Origin of the sequence: Tsukamurella asaccharolytica (genome assembly GCF_007858435.1) — a bacterium.
GTDB lineage: Bacteria > Actinomycetota > Actinomycetes > Mycobacteriales > Mycobacteriaceae > Tsukamurella > Tsukamurella asaccharolytica.
The window spans coordinates 607,833-629,621 of sequence record NZ_VIGW01000002.1; the positions used below are offsets into that span (position 1 = coordinate 607,833).

General features: G+C 63.3%; 14 protein-coding genes. 6 read left to right on the plus strand and 8 right to left on the minus strand.

Annotated features, from left to right (window positions below; translation table 11 throughout):
* Positions 1 to 30: 30 nt before the first annotated feature.
* The 5 genes from FK529_RS06365 to FK529_RS06385 all read right to left on the minus strand — a co-directional run bounded on the left by FK529_RS06365 (position 31) and on the right by FK529_RS06385 (position 7,669).
* Positions 31 to 765: a TnsA-like heteromeric transposase endonuclease subunit gene (locus tag FK529_RS06365; RefSeq protein WP_225536084.1), complete on the minus strand. Its 735-nt coding sequence runs from the start codon at positions 763 to 765 to the stop codon at positions 31 to 33.
* 623 nt (positions 766 to 1,388) lie between these two features.
* Positions 1,389 to 4,769: a DEAD/DEAH box helicase gene (locus tag FK529_RS06370; RefSeq protein ID WP_158635064.1), complete on the minus strand. Its 3,381-nt coding sequence runs from the start codon at positions 4,767 to 4,769 to the stop codon at positions 1,389 to 1,391.
* 103 nt (positions 4,770 to 4,872) lie between these two features.
* Positions 4,873 to 5,637 carry a Hachiman antiphage defense system protein HamA gene (locus tag FK529_RS06375; protein ID WP_146560110.1) on the minus strand — a complete coding sequence of 255 codons (765 nt, stop codon included), beginning with the start codon at positions 5,635 to 5,637 and terminating at the stop codon, positions 4,873 to 4,875.
* 361 nt (positions 5,638 to 5,998) lie between these two features.
* A complete protein-coding gene (locus tag FK529_RS06380) occupies positions 5,999 to 6,511 on the minus strand; it encodes a hypothetical protein (protein WP_146560111.1) in 513 nt (170 codons plus the stop codon).
* A gap of 306 nt (positions 6,512 to 6,817) precedes the next feature.
* Positions 6,818 to 7,669, minus strand: coding sequence for a DUF4062 domain-containing protein (locus tag FK529_RS06385; protein WP_146560112.1), 852 nt, complete (start codon positions 7,667 to 7,669; stop codon positions 6,818 to 6,820).
* 290 nt (positions 7,670 to 7,959) lie between these two features.
* Between FK529_RS06385 and FK529_RS06390 the strand changes: the two genes are divergently transcribed.
* The gene (locus FK529_RS06390) at positions 7,960 to 8,610 is read left to right on the plus strand and encodes a 3'-5' exonuclease family protein (protein WP_146560113.1); all 651 of its coding nucleotides are present in this window, start codon (positions 7,960 to 7,962) and stop codon (positions 8,608 to 8,610) included.
* An 86-nt stretch (positions 8,611 to 8,696) separates the two neighbouring features.
* On the opposite strand, the gene FK529_RS06395 is transcribed toward FK529_RS06390, so the two are convergent.
* Complete coding sequence (locus FK529_RS06395; protein ID WP_146560114.1) at positions 8,697 to 8,891, minus strand: hypothetical protein; 195 nt, start codon at positions 8,889 to 8,891, stop codon at positions 8,697 to 8,699.
* 53 nt (positions 8,892 to 8,944) lie between these two features.
* On the opposite strand from FK529_RS06395, the gene FK529_RS06400 reads away from it, so the two are divergent.
* Positions 8,945 to 10,093: a DUF7373 family lipoprotein gene (locus FK529_RS06400; RefSeq protein ID WP_146560115.1), complete on the plus strand. Its 1,149-nt coding sequence runs from the start codon at positions 8,945 to 8,947 to the stop codon at positions 10,091 to 10,093.
* Between the two features lie 142 nt (positions 10,094 to 10,235).
* A complete protein-coding gene (locus FK529_RS06405; protein WP_438947177.1) occupies positions 10,236 to 11,279 on the plus strand; it encodes a DUF7373 family lipoprotein in 1,044 nt (347 codons plus the stop codon).
* Positions 11,280 to 11,578: 299 nt separating this feature from the next.
* Here the strand turns inward: FK529_RS06405 and FK529_RS20760 are convergent, their stop codons facing one another.
* Entirely contained in the window at positions 11,579 to 12,316 is a 738-nt protein-coding gene (locus tag FK529_RS20760) for a helix-turn-helix domain-containing protein (protein WP_331456313.1), read from the minus strand.
* A gap of 1,165 nt (positions 12,317 to 13,481) precedes the next feature.
* On the opposite strand from FK529_RS20760, the gene FK529_RS06415 reads away from it, so the two are divergent.
* Genes FK529_RS06415 through FK529_RS06425 form a run of 3 tightly spaced genes read left to right on the plus strand, consistent with a single transcriptional unit; the run spans position 13,482 to position 19,362 of the window.
* The gene (locus FK529_RS06415) at positions 13,482 to 16,193 is read left to right on the plus strand and encodes a DNA methyltransferase (protein ID WP_146560118.1); all 2,712 of its coding nucleotides are present in this window, start codon (positions 13,482 to 13,484) and stop codon (positions 16,191 to 16,193) included.
* Positions 16,190 to 18,169 carry a DEAD/DEAH box helicase gene (locus tag FK529_RS06420; protein WP_146560119.1) on the plus strand — a complete coding sequence of 660 codons (1,980 nt, stop codon included), beginning with the start codon at positions 16,190 to 16,192 and terminating at the stop codon, positions 18,167 to 18,169. The genes FK529_RS06415 and FK529_RS06420 overlap by 4 nt, the downstream gene beginning before the upstream one ends.
* Positions 18,169 to 19,362, plus strand: coding sequence for a GIY-YIG nuclease family protein (locus tag FK529_RS06425; protein ID WP_146560120.1), 1,194 nt, complete (start codon positions 18,169 to 18,171; stop codon positions 19,360 to 19,362). Before FK529_RS06420 ends, FK529_RS06425 begins: the two co-directional genes overlap by 1 nt.
* A 221-nt stretch (positions 19,363 to 19,583) precedes the next feature.
* Here the strand turns inward: FK529_RS06425 and FK529_RS06430 are convergent, their stop codons facing one another.
* A complete protein-coding gene (locus FK529_RS06430) occupies positions 19,584 to 21,614 on the minus strand; it encodes a helix-turn-helix domain-containing protein (RefSeq protein WP_146560121.1) in 2,031 nt (676 codons plus the stop codon).
* Between the last annotated feature and the right edge of the window lie 175 nt (positions 21,615 to 21,789).

A 21,789-nucleotide genomic window follows, 5' to 3' on the forward strand; every position in this document is an offset into this window, starting at 1 on the left:
GTCCGCCAACCTCAACCCGCTCAACGCCACTCACAAGACCCTCGAAATCTGAGTGCGACTAGTGATTGCGGCGTCAATGTCGACGTGCAGCCGACGCCGCCATATCAAGTGCAGCACCGCCGCTCGCACGCTCGCGTCAGGACGATCTGGCATCCGATCGATGAGAGCACCAATCGTCAATCCCACCTGAGCGACCGCCTGAACCGCCTCGCAATGGTCAGGCACGATTGCACTCTCGCGCCGATAGCCAGCGAGGAATCTGACATTCGCGGCCCTCCGCGGCGGCGGCTCGGTGGCGACCTCGTATCGCCACCCCTTGGCCTCGACGACATCCCGAGTCAAGTTCAAAACCCTTGCAACATCATCATTATCAAGCCTTCGAGCAGGCTTTACGTCAACGACGACCGGGCCGGAATCAGTATCGAGTAGGAAGTCCGGAACGTGCCTCCGCAGGACACCATCGACCTCAGTCGCGAGAAGGAAAGGCTGGGCCACGATGCCCCGAACCCGATCGTCGAAGTCTGCGAGCATCAGGTTAGCGAGCTCCAGGCGGGACTCATAGATCACCAGATCGCGGGTAGTGCTCGACCAGTACCACCCCGAGTAGTGTTTCTGCCCTCGATACCAGCGAAATGTGCGCCACGGCGCTGCCTCGCGAAGGTCCTCCATTGCGGCCGACTTCCACTCCACGGTCCGCTCACAGAGGTCCTCACCGCGGCGGAACGATACTTCCACCGCGGTCCCCGCGGAGCTGCCGGGCGACATGGTCTTGACGGTGCCACTTCCGCCCTCAGATGCGGGGACGTGCCCCGGCGTGTCCCAAACAGTTGGCGGATCCGCCAACTGTCCGCCACGTAGCTTGGGATTCCGCCACGGAATCTGGGACCCTACAACGATGTAGGGTCTCACGCTGCTTGGCATCTCACAGTCCTCTGAACTGCGGCGATGCAAGTTGTCTCACGTACTTGGCATCTCGCCAGTCTCACAGACATGGCATTTCCTACAACGCGCAGCTCCAGCGGACACGGACAGTGGCGGGCTTCGCGAGCAGACATCGCGAGCCGCGACCTGCTGCCACACCACAGTGGTGGTGGCGTGCCACGTTCCGTCACAGTGACCACGGTCGTATTGCGCTCGCTCGAGCACGCGCATTCCGCCGACGCGCTGTACAGGTCTACAGGTCACCGCCGGTCATTTGCACGCGGCGAAGGCGCTCCGTAGCCCGCCGCAAGCCCTGATCTGGGTACGGTAAACGTCGGAAGGAGTCACGTTCATCGACGCGAACAAGAACCCCCGAAGCGCGAACTCCGCAGCGGCAGAGCTTATTCGTCCGGCGCAGCATCGTGCGGGGTGGTAGGCCTGATCGACCGCACTCAACGAGTCTGGCGTTAGACAACTGATGGGTCTAGGTCGTCGGGGCCCCGATATCGAAGTTCGATACCTGGGCCGGATCGCGATCGTTTGGCTCGCAGGACTCCTTGCCGCTCGGCGTTGAGGCGAACGAACGCCTCACCGAGCAGATCAAAGCCCGGCGACCAAATCTCCACGCGGCCCGCACCGGCACCTGTTACGCGTAGCCATGCCCCCGCATCGGGGACAGCGTCATACCAAGTTACATCGCTTACCCTCTTCGACTGTGCGCGCCATCGACGCGAACGCTGCGTCCTTGTGCGGGATGCGAACGCCTCCCAAGCAGAGCGGGATTCGACCGTCGGCCAAGCTGGGTCGGATGAAAAGGAGGCATCCAAGTTTCGTATCCACTGGCGCATGTCCGCGACGGATTCGAAGGTCGCCTCGGTACTGGTGACTGCCAGGATGGCTGCTCGCCGGTGGTCGAACCCCGAACGGACGAGCACCGACGCCGACAAATTGAAGGTACCCGTCTCGATCGCGGTCACAGCCATGCCCATCAACAACCCAGCATTCAGGTTTCCCTGAGCTACCTCAAAGACTTTTGCTGCCTCGATGCCCCACACCAGCCGGTAGACGAGATCCGACTCTACGAACTGCGCCACGGCAACCCGGTCGCCCTGAAGCTCGCTCAGAGCCGAGCCACGCACCCAATGCCGCAACACACCCGGCCAGTCAGCGATAGCTGTCTCGGGCGCGAAGACGTCTAGCCCAAACACGATCTCAGCAATATCAACTAGCCGGTCCTCGGCAATCTCAAAGTCGGAGTCGAGAATGGCCACTTCGGCCTGAGCCGCAAGAGTAACGACGTCTCCAGAGACGAGCGCGAGCGCGGACCCAGCCTCCGCTCCAAGACCCGCCAAGTACCAGCCACGGCGCTGCGACGGAGTAGACGTCCGCCAAAGGTGCCGGGTTCGAGTCTCCACAACGCCACGTATGGCGGCCGCGGACGACGCGTCGAAGCGACGCAACTGCCGCTCCCATAGCGAATTGAGCAACGCATCGGCGACGATCTGAGTGGCGGCATCCGCATCCGCCTCCTGATCGCTCTCGCCGACCATGCTCAGAATGCCGACATCAAGTAATGCGAGGCTCGATCGCCAAGTCGAGCTGGCCGCGAGAACGTCTTCACTTGATTCGTTAGCCACGCTCGGCAGCGACCACTCTGGTCCACCCGTGAGATAGTCAAGAAGCGGTTCAACGGAGCTGAGGCCCTGAGATGCGTACATCCTTCTCAGGAGCAGGATGCCGATCTCGATGAGACCGGACTGCAACGCCTTCCCGCCGTCACCTTGCGTGAGATCGAACCATTCCCGCCGCCGTCGCTCAGTGGGCTCGAAGATCGGGTACAGGACGAGGCCCTCGGTGTCGACGAATGCGCGGCCAGCACGTCCGATCACGTTGGCGAACTCGGACCCCTTGAGCATGTCCCTGCCGCGACGCAACCCGTGGAAGAGCACAGCGGAGGCGGAGAGGTTCAAACCCTGAGCAAGGGTCGGTGAGGCAATCGTGACCTTCAAGGTGCCCGACTGCAGGAGCCGCTCCACTTCACGACGAAAGGGCCCCGGCAACGCTCCATGGTGGATGGCCACGCCAATCTCGAGACACTTAAGGATGGCGTGATCGGCACCGAACCACTCGGCCCCGATAGCAAGTGCGTTGGTCAGGTCAACGTCAGGCGACAACACAGACGTGACCAAACCCTGCTCGTGAAGCTTGATGATCGCTCGCGCGTACGGCTCGACCGAGTTCCGTTGCGGGCAGAAGACCAAGACTGTCTGGCCTTCTTCAACGAGCCGCCAGGCCGTGGCAACAACAAGCTCACGCTGATCTGCCGGGAATAGGCGCCTCCGTCGCCCGCCCGGCGTCCTCGCTTCGATGTACCTAGGGATGAATGGCTGGTCGGCTCCAAGCGTGATCGTTAGTCTTGCATAGGCGTTACGCCACTCGACCAGACCGAAGCGCTGTCGGGTCGGCCGCCAAGGCTCACGGTGGAGCCCGTCTGGCTCGTCGCCCGTGATCCAAGCGACGAAGTCGTCGAGTTCTGTCCCCGACGGGAACACCGCCGAAAGACACAGGATGCGCCTCGTCGAAGCATCCGGACGGCGTAGCAACCTCTGAATCTGGGCCTCGTAGCGAACTTCACGTTCGGAGGCGCCAATCATGTGGCCCTCATCCAACACCACGAGCCCTACGTCATCCAGGACAGAAGGATCGGACCGAAGCGCGAAATCCAGCTTCTCCGGGGTCGCGACCACGATCTCGCCCGAGCGAAGCGTGTCCTCATCGACGTGGCTTACCCCCATGCTCCCGTAAAGGGAGGAAACTCGAACTCCAAGGGGCGTGAACGTGCGCTCGAGGACCTGCTCCGACTGAGCGGAAAGGGCCCGGAGCGGCGTCACATAGACCGTCCGCTTCTTCTGTGCGAGGCAGGCCAAGACAGCGAGTTCAGCGATACGTGTCTTACCGGCGCTCGTGGGGAGAGCGACCACCAGATCTCGCCCGTCCTTGAAGATCCGGTCGACGACGTTGAGCTGAGAGGGCCAGAGGTCGATCTCGGAACGACCACGAGCCAGTAGTGACTCAATGAAGGTGCGACGGAGATAGTGCCACCGCTTGTGATGTTCAGCCGCACCCGCCGGCGGATCGTCGGGGATATTGGTCTGGATGCTTGTCTCAAATAGGTCCCAGAGAAGGCGTCGGGTGAGTCGGTAGACCCACCATGGCCCCGGAGCATTGACGTCCAACGAAGCCTGCTCACCGAGCTCGATGTCGTCGCTAGCAGCCCCGAGAAGCTCGACGCTTCCGATCTCGAGCGCGTACAAGGCGGCGGCGATGGCCGCGAGATAGTTCTCACTGAGGAGGAGGACTAGCGGGCCGACCTGGTCTCCAGAGGACGGATTATCCTGCCTTTCGAGGTCGCCAGCGAGAGCGCGCAGCAGGGCATCATCAGAGACTTGGGGAGAGGACCGCAATGCCTGCGTCCGCTGTTCAATCGAGTTAAGATCACGCATCGCCAGGTCCGCGAGGGTCATCTCCATAGGGTTCAGCCGGCCCGATCGACGACTCGCCTGCATCAATGAGAAGGCCCTGGCCGCATAGCCACCTAGATGGCTTGCTGCCCCAGCGATCAGCCAGTGGAATGCTGTCTCTTCAACGGTCGTTGCGTTCCGGATTGCAGCTTCCAACGCATACGAGGCCTGGATGAAGCCCTGACGTGCCAGCATCTCCTGATCGGTCACGTCGTCGTCGCTGGCCGAATCAAGTAGGTCGAGGCTTGTCGATAGGAGCGCGTAGGCGTAGTTGAGAAGATCTGAGTCGAGGAGAGGACTGAACTGGGGCGCACCCGGTGGCAGCACGCCCGCTCGCCTAATCATCGACTGTGCCTGGCCACGAGCGAGCAGGCGTTCCCTAAAACTAGGTTCAATCGCGCTTGCCACCGCCTCAGCGAGGTCAGCTGGCTCACGAGCCACTGTTGATTACCTCCTGATAGGCATCCTTGATGAATGCCTGGTGCCCATCGACTCGGAGCGTGATGGTGAGCTGGGAGATAGATCCCGGGTAGGAGTTCAGATCTGCGGCTACGTAAGCGGATGGATCGCTACCTGTGAAAAGGAACATCAGGTGGCTCATGCGGTCAGGATGCACGCCGTCCGAGAGTTGGAGTGCAAGTACCGCTTCGCCGACCGAGCTGTCTGCGGAGTGAAGGAGCCGTTCCGCAAACTGCGTGAGTGAGTGCGGTGATGGTAGTTCGGCGTTGCGGGCCAGACCCTCACGAGCGTCAGCGACGGTGCTCTCCCCCAAGTTCAGGCGGCTCTTTGCCTCGACCTTCGTTATCCTGACGTCCTGGTCGGCGTCCACCTTCGCCCCAAGCACATCGTCGCCTCTCATCGCCCACTCTTGGTGATCGCGCTGAATGAGACGACTGGGGCCGACCACGTACCCGCGCTGTTCAAAGAGGTAAGCAGTGGCCAGGATCTCCCCCATGTCCCCGGAACGGGCGCTTGACTTCGTCGGGAGCTTGTTTCGCAGAAACTGCGCGACACCACGCTTGCCGAAGCGTTCGGCGATCAGTGCAAGCGAGTCGGATTCGGCGTAGGCCTCGGGGAGACTTGCGGCCACGATCGCAATACCGCTGGCGTCGTCGTACGACTCTATGACACCCGACATGTGATCCCCGACTGGCACGAGACCACCAATCGTGCACCAGGTCCTGAAGTCGGTCACGTTCGCCCCATCTGAACGTTCGCCGCGGATACTGAACGCCTTCAGAAAGACTACCCGGGCCCGAATCATGACAAGTGACCCCTCCAGGAGTGTCCGGAATCCTCTCGCAGGGGACTGTGCACGGGTAGGTGACATCTGATCCGGCTTGCCTGAGCGGCAGACGAGACTGTCGAGCCCGCTGGATCCTCGGCCTGGCATCTGCAGGTTCCGTGCCTGTCCCTGAACCTACTGTATAGGTCTTTATAGGTCGGCCCTAGTTATAAAGACCTGTAAGTCGTGGTTCTCACACTACTGGCAGGCCGAATCCGGCGTCCCACCCCCTGCGGTACGACCGCTCTTCAGCGCTCGTACCCAACCGCACCTAGAGGAGCCCCCACCTCGAGAGCGCGCCGCGCCAGACCCGCTCGTACAGCCGAGGCCAAATAATCTCGTCTACATGCTCGGCGACGGTGCGGGGGTCGACCCAGCGGACGATGTCGGTGTAGCGGCCCTCGACCATGACGATGGTGTAGGCGATGAGCAGTGAGTCGAGGTCGGCGGCGTTGCGCCAGCGCGTCTCGCCGGTCCCGGACCATTCGAGGTTCAGGGGCAGTTTGAACCGTCCCTGCGGGGCGAATGCGAGCTCCCATAGCCTGAGGGCGATGCGCACGGGCCCGCGGCGGAGGCCGACGTCGATCGCGGTGCCAGCTGCGGTGTCGGCCGCGACGGCGCGCTCCAGGCGCGCGAGCTGGTCCGGGTCCGGCTTGCCGATGCCGTCGACCCAGTAGTCGATCGCGCCGGGCTGGACGTTGAGCGCGGCAGCGAGTTCCGTGCGGGTGAACTCGCCGGCATCGAGGAGTTGGTGCACCGGGTTCGCCCCTCGCGAACGCGTCATATCCTCCATACTATCGGTCCAGGTCAGGAGCGATGCGGGCGGCGCTACGTCGAAGGGCAGTCCCTCGAGACGACGCCGAAGAGGAATTGCCCAGGCCAGCAACATGGGTCGCGGCGATCCAGTGGGCAGTGTCCGACGGGCGTTATCGACGTTCGGCGTGCCCCACCAGGCAGATGCATTCTTGGACACGGCCGGCTGATCCACGCCCCGAACGACGGAGCATCAGATGGCGAAATATCAACCTGCGTCGGTATTTCTGGTCGCCTTCAGGCTTGACGGCAACCACCGGACGCACAGAGATGCGCGTCAAAGGTCAAAGCGACGTTCTTGGATCTCTCCACCTTCATCATCGCGCCACCGCACAAGGACAGCGGGCTCGTCGGCGCCTGCGGTCCGCATATACGTGTACTTGCGGGTTTGCCCGTCGTACAGCGTCCGGGGCCGATCGTCCTCATGAAGGATGATGCCGTGGCTAGTCGGGGTGACCGACAGGTCCAGCGCCGGCCGAGCACCGCGGTTGGTGACCTCGATCCACCGGTGGGTGCGACTCCTGACCCTCCCCTTACTGTCGGTTTCCTGGCGGCTCTGCTCCTGATCTTGGGCGATCGGGTCGGCGCTTGTCGTTGTCTGCGGTGGCTGGTCTCTGGGCGAGAAGCCAGCCGCGTCTCGAGTGAGTACGAAGGAAATCTTGTAGCCAAGGTCGGCGGCTCCGTCGAACGAGCCGTACAGGCCCTCGTTCTGTACGGCTTGCTTCACCTCATGCAGTGCTGCGAGTTGCCCGGGATCAACATCGTTGGGATGCGGAGCGGACGAGAAGTAGAGATGGACAGGCTTGCCAGCCGCACGCGCCTCACGTATCTCGACCAGCGTTCCTGACAGCTCGCCGTCGGTCGGCGTGCCCACGCGGCTGCCGAACATCGCGATCACTACGTCGGCGCGATCGAGAAGCTGCCGGTTGATGAGGGTCTGCGGTGACTCTCCGACTCCGAACTGGGGCACGACTGCGCTCTCCCAGAGCAGAGGCACGTAGACGACACCGACTTGTTCGCAGTGGTGCGCGTTCCACTGCACCATCGCTTCCATTGCGGATGCGCGAGCATCTGCGAGGTCACTGGGGGATGCGATCAGTACGAATACCGCGGTCATCGTTCTCGCCACATGCTCAACGTAGTCGAACCTCTGAGGACGCGGGTGCGGTCAATGTCCCGCACTGACCAGCGCGTCGATGCCGTCGAGAACGTCGCCCATCTCTGCGCGAGGCAGGGGAGACAGGTTCCAACCGTCATGACGGAACTTGTCACCCGGCGCGTATACGGTGACGCCATTCATTCAGAAGAGGGGGGCGCAGGGGTTCGAGGATTGAGAACGCACTGGTCGAAGTGCTTACGAGCTTCCATGGATACTCTTCAAGCCAGGCGCATGCGGAGGTTCAGGCACGGCTCGTGGAGATGACCGGCGGTACCGATGACGTGGCTGCGCTCGAGCAGCGGATACTCGGCGTGATTCCACCTGGAGCCGTGATGGCGGCACGGCACATGTGGACGCACCTGGAGGCGGAGTTCGACACGCCCGTCGATGCAGCGAACGCCGACACCGGGGCGTCCGCGTTCGCAGAGGCTGACGTTGCGATGGCCGACACCCTCTCTGACCCGGCCGACTACTCCGGAATCGATCCGATCGAGGATGTCGCAATCGCACCCGAAATCCGTTGGACCGATGCAGATAAGCGACAGTCCCTAGAACGATATGCTCGCGACAACCGGCTGACCTCGTCTGAGTGGGTCGACATGAAGTGGCCGCCACAGGCACAGCTGCTGACACCGGGGAACCTATGCGACTCGCGCCGGAACGCCTGCGCCACACACGAGGAACTCGACGAACCGGTCGCCGAGTGCGCCGACTGCGACGAGGCGATCGCTCCAGTCGTGGAGTCCAACGCTGTGTGGAGCTTCAATGCTCGCGTCACCCGGTACGAACTCGCAGTCGGCGCCGACGGGCGCCTCGAAGACATCGAATTCAGCAGTGAGGTCGAGACGGTCGCTGAGATCGAACAGGACCCACGTACACTTCGGATCGGCCCTCGACGAGGGCGAACTTAACGATCGTCGCAGGCTGAGCACCCTGCAAGCTGCTCCAGCTGGTCGGTCGGCGAAAACATGTGGAACCGTTCGCGCACCTTGTGCGTCTAATTTATGTGAGCGATGAACGAGGACTCGAGCTGTTCGACGTCTACGCCGCTGAGCAGCGGCGGTACTGGGCTGTGCTTCGAGACGGTCTCGATCTCAGTCTCGAAGATGAGCGAGCGATCCTTGCGGCCGAGGTTGCGCGGTGCTCTCCGCCCAAGACCGGGTACCTGCCGGTAAGTGGTCGGCAAGGACACGCCAAGCACCGCCAGGCACCGTTGGAGACCATGAGCCCGAGCGAGGAGGATGAATGACCCGGGTGATAGGGACTGGCCTGATCCTCGCTGCAACCGTGTTGGCCTCAGCGTGTTCGACAACGGTGGACGGTCAGGCGAGCGGACCAGCGTCAGCAACCGCGCCGTCGTCCTCGTCACCGGTACCGGCCGGTCTCGACGTCGGTGAGTACCCGACCACGCTCTATCAGGTCCCGCAGGGCGAGATCACCGCTGCCTGGACAGCCGAGGGCAACCGGATGCTCGCCACGCTCATCGAGCCCATGGACATCGATCCAACGCTCGTAGCCACGCCAAAGGCACGCGAACCGTACCCCGTCACCACGCTGGCAGCCAGCACCATCCTGCCCAGCTACGTCGGATACCTGGCACGCGAGGCAAAGGTGGGCGTGGCGCTGGTACGGGCTGACAAGTCCGAATCCCCGACGACCGAGGTCGCGGTCGCCGCAGTGCGCATGGCCAAGACCGCCGACGGGCCGCAGGCACTCGCCACGGCGCGCAACGTCTCACAGTCATCAGCCGCGATCCCCGGCCTCACGGACGGAGTCGTCCACGAGCCGGCACCGGGCGAGATCAACATCCTATTTATCCGCGGACCGCTCCTGATGAACATCAACGTCAAGGCCCCGACGGCGGCACGCGCGGTCGACCTCGCCGCCAACCTCTACCGCCGGCAGACAGTGGAGACCTCGAGATTCACCCCCACCGCCACCCAGGCCATCACAACGGTGCCGCTGGACCGCGACGGCGTTCTCGCCAGAGCCTTGCATCTGGGCATGGAGGCGACCGAACTGGAGCAACGACGGATCGGCCTGCTCACCCTGCCGGTCTTCGAGCGCCGCGGCGGCAACCCTACGCAGACAGCGATGCTGCGTGAGGCCGGAGTCGATCTCATCGGTTGGAACAACAGCATCGTCCTGCGCACCCGGGACAGCGCTGCCGCATTACGCCTCTTCGATCAACTGCGCGAGGCCTCAAGGCGCACCCAGGTCGAGGGCGTCGTTGGCTTGAGCGGACCGGTGCAGTGCTCGCGGGGCGACAGCAGCGAGGACAACACCTGCACACTGGCGGTCGGCCGCTTCGTCGCCCAGGTCCAAGCCTCTGACCTCACCGCGGTCCGGCAGGCTGCAGCGGCCCAGTGGACGATCCTCACCCGCACCCCATAGGACGAAGGAGATCTCGAGTCGTGCATGTCCGAGCAACAGCAGCCCTGATCGCGACCACCCTCCTCATCACCGGGTGCACCACAGTGGCCGGCACAGCGGTGCCTGACCCCAGACGCAGGCACTCTACGGCGGCACCGGCGGTCTGCCGACGGCACCGCGGGAAGCCACAGCTCCCGGAGCGCAGCGCAAGGTGCTGGCGGCGAACATGCTCTCCGACCGGATGGTGCTGCCGACCGAAGTCGATCGCTCCTTGACGGTCGGCAATCCCCAGATCGCGGTGCGCGCCTCCAACCTCGTCGGCCTCGACGGACTCGATCAGGACCGGCTGGCCAAGCGGGGCATGCTATACGGCATCAGCGAAATCCGCGAGGCCCCTGATCGGGCGACCAGCGGCGACGGCATCACGATCACGCTGGTGCGGATGCCCGACGAAGTTGCGGCCAAGGGAGCTGTCGAGGACTTGCGCACACAGGAAAGGGCCCGGGCCGTGGCCATCCCCGGCCGCGACGACCTCCCCGCCTACAGAACCCCGGCAGGCGACAACCGGATCTTCACCACGATCACCGGCTACGCCGCCTTCGGTCCCCTTCTCCTCATCGCTTCACCGCGCAGCAAGGACGAGGGCAAGCTCGCCGGCTGGCTGACCAAAGCCGTCGATCTCCAGCACGATCGCCTGACCGGGTTCACCTCACCAACGAGCGCGGACCTGGCTACTCTGCCCGCGGACAATGACGGCATCGTCGGCCTCACTGTCACGCCCGACCGGATCGAGCCGGGCCGGTTCGAGCAGTACTGGGGCTTCCAGACACGGACGGCGCAACTGCACTGGATGGACGATCCAACCAAGGCAGCCGCGCTGTTCGACGAGGTGGGCATGGACCTGGTCGGCGTGGGCAAGAACGCCGTCTACCGCACCCGCGACGCCCAGGCGGCGGCACGGATGCTCGAGCAATTAGCAAAGGACCTCGCCGCCGAGGCTGGCGCCACAGCCTTCACCATCGAGGGCCTGCCCTCGGCACAGTGCCGGAGCGTCCCCCTGACTAGTTCGCCGTATTCCTCGGCGACCGCGAAGCACACCTGCTACCTCGCCGTGGGACGGTACACATCGGCGTACACCGGCATCCAACTCGAGCGCACCCGCCAAGTCACTGCCGCGGTGTATCTCATCCTCCGCAGCGCGAAATAGCCTTCGTCCAAGCTTGTGGGCGGCAGAGCGATCCGATAGTGCCGCCCAGCCGGATAGTCGGGATAACTTCGACCGAGCTATCCCGGCCCACCGCCACAGCCAGTCGATCCAATCAATCTCGTTCGCACAGGGACTAGACCCAGCCCCAGACCCACCGACGACGGCGATCGTCGTGCCTTGATCTAAGAACGCGAGCGCATAGGATCCCCGACGCCTCAGGGGAGTGAGGAATGGCCGCGCCCTCTGGATCGCACCTAGGGCGGTGGCGGTGGGTCGCCTCGCCCTCGTCCTAACCGGAGCTAGAGCAACTCCTCAGCTTGGGCAAGTATCGCGCTCGGGGTCGTGTCGAGGGCCGCAGCCAAGTCCCAGAGCCGATCGACCTGCGTCGACGCCTCTCCCGTCTCGATCCGCGCAATCGCCGCACGACTGACACCACTCAGCTTCGCGAGCCCCTCCTGACTCAGCCCCGACGAAAGGCGGGCTCGCCGAAGCGCTTCGCCGACAGCATCTCGACGCACCCTTCGTACCCGCCTCTGCGCTGAGGAAAGCGACGACTCGGGAACCGGCACCGACCGATTGTCGCCGGTACGCCACCGCCGCCTTGCGACCCACACGGTTTGTATCGCACGCGATACTAACGCGGAGCGCACCGGCCGTCCACCTCCACAACCCTGCATCGCACGCGATACAGTGATGTCAGTACGCTCACCCCGTGGAATGGATCGAACGCGGCTCTGCACCCCGCCGGAATGCGGCGCCGCGCGGGCACTGGAGCCGCCTACGGACTCGATTGGCCGAACTTGACGAGTCCACACCGGTAACCGCACTATTCGCGTGCCCAGCATTCGGCGCATTCCTCCTGGCCGGCCCTCTACGTCGATCCGCGACGGCCGGGCACCGGCTAATCGGACTCCAGGAAGTTGCCACCGCCTCTGGCGCACCGGCAAAGCACCTGCTCGACGTTGCGGCCGGCGTCGACTCGCACCTGACCGGCTTCGGCCCCCAACTGAATGCCCTGACAGTCGCAGCCTCGACATTGGTTGCAGCTCAGTTCAACTCATTTGGCGACGAGGTATATGTGTGTGGCTTCACGATTCCAAGTTACGGCGCGCAGCTGGGTGTAGGCCGCCACATCATCCGCACGGCGCACCGCCCCGAAGATTCTCTGGTCTCGCTCCAGGCCGCCCACGGCCCGGCACCTCTGCGCACGCCTCCTCGAGGCTTGGCCTCGTGGCAATCCACCGTGCACCCCGGGCTCTAGACAGAGGGAGCGGTTCCTGATTTGCTCATCGCGCATCGGACGCGCACCAGTCCCCCGGGACAACCGCGGATTCCTCTTCCCATCAGCAGGTCAGAGCGAGACTAGACCCCTGGACCAATTTGCAGCGCGCTCAATCACCCGACTGTGCCAGACTCCACCGCTATGAGTGAGTCAGCGGGCACCTCGCGACCGATGGAGCTTCGATGGACAGGCGACGACTCCGCGACGCTGTCGATCGGAGACGTCACCATAGACTTGACCTCAGATGAGGTCGAACAGCTCGCCGAGACCCTGCTCCCGTCGTCACCCGCCGGTCGTGGTCGCAGACACATCCAGCGCCTTCAAGATTGCCTCGCCGAACTCCACGCGACCGACGCCGGGGCCCGGGCATACGATCTCGCGAAGGCGACCGATCGCGCTGACCTCGATTGGCTAGACCTTCGATTGTCCCGACCGTGGGACCACAGCGTGACTCGACCCAAACACAGAACCGACTGGCCCGAGATCGACTAACTCCCCCCCCCAAAAAAAAACACCAACATTTCGTGCGGGACCGATCAGTACTGCTCGTCACGTTTCACCAGTCGGGGCCTAACTGCGGCCCGGCGGTCTTCCCGCATGCTCTCAGCCTCCGCCATGGCGTCCACCGCCCCGCCTCGCGTGTACAGGCCTTGCGCCGTGCGGTCCTTAGCCGTGGTGTCAGGAGACTCTCCAGGACCGTGCCACACGTCTAAGCCCCCACCTCGAGCTCGCGGACCACCCTCGCCTCATGCTCCGCTCGTGACAGCCGGCTCGTCCGTAGAACCGTTGGCTGCCCGTGGACGGGTGAATCCGAGCTCTGCCCGCGGCGCGGCAGGCCAGCTCGTAGGATGCCCGGAGACAGCCGACTTGGGGAGTGTAAGCAGTCGGCACCACCATTTGCATTTTGAAAGAGGTCTGCCGTGGCGCGGCTCAACCTGAAGACCGTCGAGGAGCGCGTTGCACCGCTCGGAGGCCGCGCGTCGTACGACCGCGAGTTCATCTTCGATCTGCTGCTTGCCTACGGGAAGCCCCAGAGCGCCGTCACACGCCTGCGCAAGGGCTCGCTCAACGTCGCCGACGATCTCGAGACTGAGGTCGCCCAGAAGAACGTCGTCTACTTCAAGGAGACGAGCGGGGACCCACTCGCAGTGGTCGACGAGCTGAGGACTTCGCCGACCGTCGTCCGGTACCGCACGCGGTTCGTGATAGTCACCGACTACGCCGAACTCCTCGCCGTCGATACCAAGACCGGCGAGAACCTGATGATCCCCATCCGGGATATCGATAAGCACTTCACGTTCTTCCTGCCGTGGGCCGGCATGGAGAAGGCGCAGTACGTCACCGAGGCCCATGCGGACGTCAAGGCCGCCGAGCGCATGGGCAAGCTCTTCGACGAGCTACTCGCGGCCAACCCCGGCCTCATGGATGCCGAGCACGACCGCCACGGGCTAAACGTCTTCTTCGCCCGACTGCTGTTCTGCTTCTTTGCCGAGGATACGGAGATTTTCGCCGAGGGGCAGTTCACCAACGCGATCGGCTCGCACACCCAGCCCGACGGATCCGACGTGGACGAGTTCCTCGCCGCGCTGTTCACTGCCCTGGACACCGAGGACGCATCAGAAAACCCGACGTATCTGGCTGCATTCCCGTACGTAAACGGCAGGCTGTTCACGATGGACGCTGCGCAGACGGTGCCGAGATTCACGAAAACGGCCCGCCAATTGCTGATCGACCTCGGCAATCTCAACTGGAGCGCCATCAACCCCGATATCTTCGGGTCGATGTTCCAGGCGGTCGTGAACCCGCATGAACGCAGCAATCTCGGCCAGCACTACACCTCAGTGCCGAACATCCTCAAGACGATCGAGCCGCTATTCCTCGACGAATTGCGCGAACAGCTCGACTCGGGCTTCGACTCGGTGCGCAAGCTCGAGGCGCTCTTGGATCGTATCAGCACGATCAAGGTTTTCGACCCCGCCTGCGGTTCCGGAAACTTCCTCGTCATCGCCTACAAGGAATTGCGCAAGCTAGAGCACGCGACCCTCGAGCGCCTCTCGGAATTGGATCCCAAGCACCAGGTACTGTTCGCCGAGTCGAAGATCAGCATCGAGAACTTCTACGGCATCGAGCTTGCCGACTTCGCCACCGAGGTTGCGATCCTGTCACTGTGGATCGCCAAGCACCAGATGAACACCGAGTTCAAGGAGAAGTTCAATCTCTCGATCCCGTTGATCCCCCTTAGGGAGACCGGCCGGATCAAGCAGGGTAACGCACTCAACGTGGAGTGGAACGCGGTCTGCCCAAATAACGGAATCGACGAGATTTACCTTGTAAGCAATCCCCCCTATCTCGGTAGCCGAAACCAGTCGGCCGAACACAAACGAGATCTTGCCCGCATTTCGCCGAGGTATAAAAGCCTCGACTATGTATCAGGGTGGGTCATATTAGGGGCCGACTACATCCGCGGAACGGCAGCCCGACTTGCGTTCGTGACCACCAATTCCATTACTCAGGGCGAGCAGGTCGCAATTCTTTGGCCGCCAGTTCTCGGCAATGAATTGGAAATCTCATACGCATACACATCCTTCCCGTGGTCGAACAAGGCGCGCGGCGGTGCGGGTGTCACGTGTGTCGTGTTCTCTCTTCGAGCACGCTCGGATAGTGCGAAGTACCTCTATACTGACGGGATCCAGCATCGCGCAGACCAGATCAATCCCTATCTTGCCGATGCTGCAAATATTTGGATACGTCGCCGTAGCACTCCGCTCGGCGTGGACATGCCCCGCCTCGGCTACGGATCCATGCCGAACGATGGCGGGAACCTAATTCTCAGCGATCAGGAACGGGATCGGCTGATAGTGGAACATCCTAGTATTGCGACGTACATAAAGGGGTATTGTGGAGCGGATGAATTCATCAAGGGAAAGACTCGATGGTGCCTCGTAGTTCCAGACGGGGACATCGACCAGGCGGTTGCAACCCCTGAGATTTTAAGACGCTTCGAAGGAGTGCGCGCTCATCGACTGAATAGCTCTGAGAAGTCGACCAATGCACTGGCTGCGCATCCCAACCAATTTTACTACTTCGCGCACAAGCAGTCCGACTCAATAATCGTTCCAAGTATTTCGTCCGAACGGCGAACATACATTCCAATCGGGTACGTCGATCCGGACGTTATTGGATCAAACAAGGCTCTCGTAATGTACGACACATCTTTCTGGGCGTTTGCGTTGCTTACTTCGTTGATGCACATGGTTTGGATAAGATCTGTATCGGGACGCCTCGAAAACAGGTTCCAATACTCAAACACGATCGTCTACAACAACTTTCCGGTCCCGCCGCTCTCCGACGCGACGAAGGAAAAGCTCACCGTCGCGGCGCTGCGCGTTCTCGATGTACGCGAGTACCACTGCGAGCGGACCCTGGCAGAGTTGTACGACCCGGACCACATGCCGAACGACTTGCGAGCGGCGCACGCCGAGGTCGACGCACTGGTCGACTCGATCTACTCCAAGCGCGGCTACGAGACTGACGAGCAGAGATTGTCAGACCTGTTCGCTATGTATGAAGCGATGACAGCCGAGGAGACCGCCCAGGCCCCGGCGAAGAGGACCAGGGGGACGAAGAAGTGACCACGATCAAGAAGCCGGTAAACATCGTCGACGTGGCCTACGCCCGAACGGGCGGATCGGTCAACACCGACGCGATGGGCATGCGTGACATGCAGCAGCGAGTCTTCGCCAAGCGCGACGCCCAGCACCTGCTGGTGAAGGCTCCGCCGGCGTCGGGCAAGTCTCGCGCGCTGATGTTCGTGGGGCTCGACAAGCTCTACAACCAGGGCCGCAGGAAGGTCATCGTCGCGGTGCCCGAGCGATCCATCGGGGCGTCGTTCGCCTCGACGAACCTGACCTCGCACGGGTTCTTCGCTGACTGGGAGGTCAAGCCCGAGCACAACCTGTGCGACCCCGGGTCGTCGCAGGGAAAGGTCGGCGCGTTCATCGACTTCCTGAACGGTCCCGACGCGGTGCTGGTCTGCACCCACGCGACGCTTCGGTTCGCGTTCGAGAAGCTCTCCCCGGACGCGTTCGACGGGACGGTACTGGCGATCGACGAGTTCCATCACGTGTCCGCGGACACCGAGGCCAGTCGCCTCGGGGCGCTGCTGCGGGACGTGATGAACGGCTCGGACGTGCACATCGTCGCGATGACGGGGTCGTACTTCCGCGGCGACTCGGTGCCGGTGCTTTCCGCCGAGGACGAGGCTAAGTTCACGCCGGTCACATTCAACTACTACGACCAGCTCAACGGCTACCAGTACCTGCGCTCGCTCGGCATCGGGCACCACTTTTACCAGGGCCGCTACACCGACGCGATCGGCGAGGTCTTCGACCTGAACAAGAAGACGATCATCCACATCCCGAACGTGAACTCGGGCGAGTCGACCAAGGACAAGATCGAAGAGGTCGGCTTCATCATCGACTCGATCGGGCACGTCGAGGAAGTCGACCCCGACACCGGGATCATCAGCGTCCGCCGCTCCGACACCGGGGCGATCGTGCGGGTGGCCGACCTGGTCGACGACACAGACCAGAAGAAGCGCGCCGACACCCTGCACTACCTCACGACCGTCGCGTCGAAGGACCGCGACGCGGTCGACGTCATCATCGCGCTCGGGATGGCCAAGGAGGGCTTCGACTGGCCCTTCGCCGAGCACGCCCTCACCGTCGCGTACCGCGCGTCGTTGACCGAGGTCATCCAGATCATCGGCCGCGTCACTCGCGACTCCCCTGGCAAGGAGCACGCCCAGTTCACCAACCTGATCGCCGAGCCGGACGCCTCCCAGAGCGAGGTCAAGGTGTCGGTCAACAACATGCTCAAGGCGATCACCGCCTCGCTGCTGATGGAGCAGGTTCTGGCGCAGAACTTCACCTTCAAGACCAAGCACCCCGGCGACGGCGGCGCTCCCCCGCCCGGAACCATCACGATCAGCGGCTTCAAGGAGCCCTCCACCGACCGCGTGAAACAGATCGTCGAGACCGACCTCAACGACCTCAAGGCGACCATCCTGCAGGACGACACCTTCGCGAAGGCCGCGGCCGGATCCGTGGATCCGGAGACGACGAACAAAGTGCTGATCCCGAAGATCATCCGCGAGCGCTACCCGGACCTGGACGAGTCGCAGGTCGAGGAGCTGCGCCAGCAGGTGGTCGTGGACTCGGTGATCAAGAACGGCGAGGTCCGCGACGTCGGCGACAAGCGGTTCATCAAGATGTCGGAGAAGTTCGTCAACATCGAGGACATCAACATCAACCTCATCGACTCGGTGAACCCGTTCCAGCGCGCCTTCGAGGTCATCTCCAAGTCCGTCACGCCGTCGGTGCTGCGGATCATTTCCGACGCCATCACCGCTACCCGCGTCGAGATCACCGAGGAGGAGGCTCTGGCCGCGTGGCCGAAGATCCAGCAGTGGGCGAAGGTAAACGGCCGCAAGCCGAACATCCGCGCCGAGGAGCCCACCGAGAAGCGCTACGCCGAAGTGCTACTGTTCCTGCAGCGCAAGAAGCAGGAGCGCGACGCCGCCGCCAGGGAAACGCAGGCCGAGGAGTAATGACCGCCAGCGAGAGCACCACCCCCGCCTCCCACACCAGCGCGACCAGCCTTGAGGACCTGTTCGACTCCGACGTCGACGGCCTGCTGGACGCCCCCGAGAAGCCGGCGAAACTCACTTCCTCCGATCGCCTGGAGCGAGCCTTCCTTGAGGTCGTGGAGTTCCGTCGGACCCACGGCCGGGCCCCGAGCCCGACGACCCGGGAGATCGCCGAGCGCAAGCTCGGCGCACGGCTCGACGGCATGCTCGCCGACGACGGCAAGATCGCGGCGCTCAAGGACCTCGACGAGTTCGGCCTGCTGGACACGCCCGAGGCCCCCGCCTCGATCGAAGCCCTGCTCGGCAGCGACGACATCGACCTGCTCGCCGACGAATCCGGCCTGCTCGATGTCTCCGACCTCCCCGTGCGCCGCCAGGTGCACGACGGAAGGGTCGCCCGCCGCGAGAAGGCGCGAGACTTCGAGCAGTTCGAGCCCCTGTTCAAGGAGAAGCACGCAGAGCTGCAGGCCGGCACGAGCATGCTTCGGGAGTACCCGGGCATGGCGCACATCGTCGAAGGCGCGTTCTTCGTCCTCAACGGCGTGATGCTGTTCGTCGCCGAGATCGGCGAGACCGAATACAAGAAGACCACCGTCCGGGAGAACAAGCGCGAGCGGCTCCGGTGCGTGTTCGAGAACGGCACCGAGTCCTCGATGTACCGCCAGTCCCTCGCCATCAGGCTCAGCGACGAGGACGGGCAGATCGTCGTGCCCGCCGGGGTTCCCGAGATTCTCGTGGACGACGAGGTGAGCGGGTATGTCTACGTACTTCGCTCACTCAGCGAGGATCCTCAGATCACCGGCATTAAGGACTTGCACAAGATCGGTTTCACCCGCGGCTCTGTCAAGAATCGCATCAAGAACGCTGCGAAGTCGCCGACCTACCTGATGGCCCCTGTCGAGGTGGTCGCTACTTATCGCACATACAACCTTCGGGTGTCGGCGCTGGAGAATCTGCTGCACCAGGTCTTCGCCGCGGCCCGGCTGAACCTCACGCAGATCGGTCTGGACGGACGCGACTACGACCCTTCGGAGTGGTTCGTTGTCCCCCGAGACGTCATCGACCGAGCGGTCGACCTGATCAAGTCCCGCGACATCGTCGACTGGGTCTACGACGCCAACGCGCAGCGTCTCGTGGAGCGCGCGCGGCAGTAGCGCCCAGCCGAGGGTTCGGCCAGACGCCAGCCATTATGCCGGCCTTGTCGTCGTGGAGTGATCACACTCTGCTGACGAACGGCCCCCGCGGAGAAGGCTCCAGGTGATCCTGGTGGCCGGTGGAAACGTCCGAGGTCCAGTCCAACGCGGATGGCGGCAGGGGGCTGCCCCCCAGCGGCTGCCTCCGCTCGGCGAACACGCGCGAGACGTCGTCGGCAGCACTAGTGCACTTCACTCGTTGGTGTCTGTGCCAGCGGCGCGGCTGCAGTGGCAAGGCGGCTGAGGGCTGCTAGGACGCTGAGCCCGTAGGGTGTGACCTTCATTTTCCGGTCGTGCTCTGCGGGGATGATGAATGCGTGTCCACTGGCTCGTTCGAGAGTCTTGATTCTGTATCGCAGTGCTGCGGGTGCCATGTGGATTTGGCGTGCCGCCGAGGCGATGGTTGGATGGCCCGCGGCGTGTCTGAAGAGTTCGAGCCGTTCATGCGTTGTTTCGTTCGTTACGGCGGTCCGTACCCATTCGCGCGGGGTTAGTTGGCCATCATCGGAGGTCAGATTTGCCGCGTGGCTCCCGCCTCCGCGCGGTCGGAGGGGAACGTGGTGTCGCCTGGCCCACCGTGCGAGGTTGCTGGTGCTCATTCCGAGTTCTTGAGCGATGTCGGGGAGCGTTCGGCATCGGTCGATGTACTGTTCGCGCAACCAGTCGCGATCTACCGTCACCTTCACGCGCTCTGCGGAGGGGATGGTGGGTATTCCGTATTCCTTGAGCAGGCGCCCCACGACTTGTCGGCTGACATCGGTGCGTGACGCGATCTTGTTGAGGGACATTCCTTCCGACTCGTAGAGGCCGAGGAGGTGTGGTCTTGGCAGCTGTCGGCGGGCCGACTGCATGGCGGGACTGCGGGGACGTGACCGTGTGATCGCCTCGGGTTCGAATGGCAGGGGCGTCGCAGCCAGTTCGAGGCGGACGGCACCGATCGTCGTCTCCAGTTCGCGAGCGACCGTCGAGAGGTTGGCGTCGTGATCCCGAACCAGTTCGCGCAGTCGATAGGTGTTGATACGGCCGGGCCACGTTCCGGGTAGGTCGAGGTCGCCTAGGAGGCTGACTGGTGGTGCCCACTCGACAGGTTCGTCGTCGATGCCGGCGGCTGTTAGGAAGTCGTGTGCGTGTTCGAAGAGGGCGTCGCTTAGTTGGGGGGTGAGGTGTCGGGGAAAGGTGGCGATTTTCCCTCGGAGGTAGGAGTTGGTGACTTGGGCAGGGCATGCGGATAGTCGCTCTTGAAGATAGCCGCGGGCGATTGCAGCGCGAGCGGGTCCAGGGGATGGGGTCGCGGTGTCGCGGCTGATCTGGCGCCATGCCTCGTCGGGGAGAAGCGCGGTGTAGTCGAGGTTTCGTCGGCGGTGGTAGTCGATTGGGCTGCCGTGTGCGGCGAGGTGTTCGGCGATTCTGGTCAGTGCTGTGCTGATGGCGGGCCAGTGGGATTCAGCTTCCATGAGCTGGAGGAATCTTGATAGTGCGTGGCCGCTGATGTTGCCGCCTGCGCGGAGAGCGGCGTCCGTGAGCGTGGCGCCGGTGCCGACGAGGTGGAGTGCCGCGGACATTGCTAGGCCGACATTGGTGCGCCGGGTGTTCGGCGTTGTAAGGAGATTTCCGAGCGCTGGCCAGAATTCGGTTGGGACCAGCCGAATGTCGAGACCTGTGTCCGATCTTGAAGATCGTCTTCCAGGAAGCTCGCTTCGAACTCGATATCGTAGTTGATCGGAGGGCGCCATTCCTGGTGCGAGGCTGGCGATCTGGATGGCGGCGAGCACCGGCGAGGTGGTGTCTCCACCCCAAACGGTCGACGGCCTGATGTGGTGTTCAAGGTCGTGGCTCGCAGGGATAAGCCAGCGTAGGTGATCTCCTGCTGCGCCAATGTCTTCGCGGTCGAGGACATCGAGCGCGGTGTGGACTGCGATTGCGGTTGTGGCGGCGTTCGCTGGTGAGTCGAGGGCGGGTCTGGCTCCGAGCTCGAAGGCCTCCGTGAAGAGAATCGACCGCATGCCTTCCGGAGCGTGGTCTGGTGCGTTGTCGGGCGCCGCCGCCGCGAGCAGGTCGTCGGGCAATCGCCTGGCGAGGTCCCGTTCTGTCGCGAAGTGGAGAACGCGGCCGGCGATTGCCCGGACGTCGCCGAGTACCTTCATCGCTGGTTGCGGGGACTTCGCGTACACGCCGAACTGGGCCGAGGCCTCGTCGATGATCTGGTTGATCAATGACTGCGCGCGGATGACTGGGTGATCGGAGCTGAACGTCGTGACGGGTGGCTATGACAGCTTGAAGAGGCCCCGGCTCGACGGCTAGACCTGGCCCCGTTTGCGACTCGCCGGTGGTGTTGCGACGGTTTGATCTGGCCCCACCTGATGGTTGCTCGTGAACATCGTTTCCGAG

Bases quoted from the DNA above. Each gene is read 5' to 3' on its own strand.
- FK529_RS06365 (WP_225536084.1), bottom strand. From the start codon at position 765: ATGTCGCCCGGCAGCTCCGCGGGGACCGCGGTGGAAGTATCGTTCCGC.
- FK529_RS06380 (WP_146560111.1), bottom strand. From the start codon at position 6,511: ATGACGCGTTCGCGAGGGGCGAACCCGGTGCACCAACTCCTCGATGCC.
- FK529_RS06390 (WP_146560113.1), top strand. From the start codon at position 7,960: ATGACCGGCGGTACCGATGACGTGGCTGCGCTCGAGCAGCGGATACTC.
- FK529_RS06400 (WP_146560115.1), top strand. From the start codon at position 8,945: ATGACCCGGGTGATAGGGACTGGCCTGATCCTCGCTGCAACCGTGTTG.
- FK529_RS20760 (WP_331456313.1), bottom strand. From the start codon at position 12,316: ATGTCGAGGCTGCGACTGTCAGGGCATTCAGTTGGGGGCCGAAGCCGG.
- FK529_RS06425 (WP_146560120.1), top strand. From the start codon at position 18,169: ATGACCGCCAGCGAGAGCACCACCCCCGCCTCCCACACCAGCGCGACC.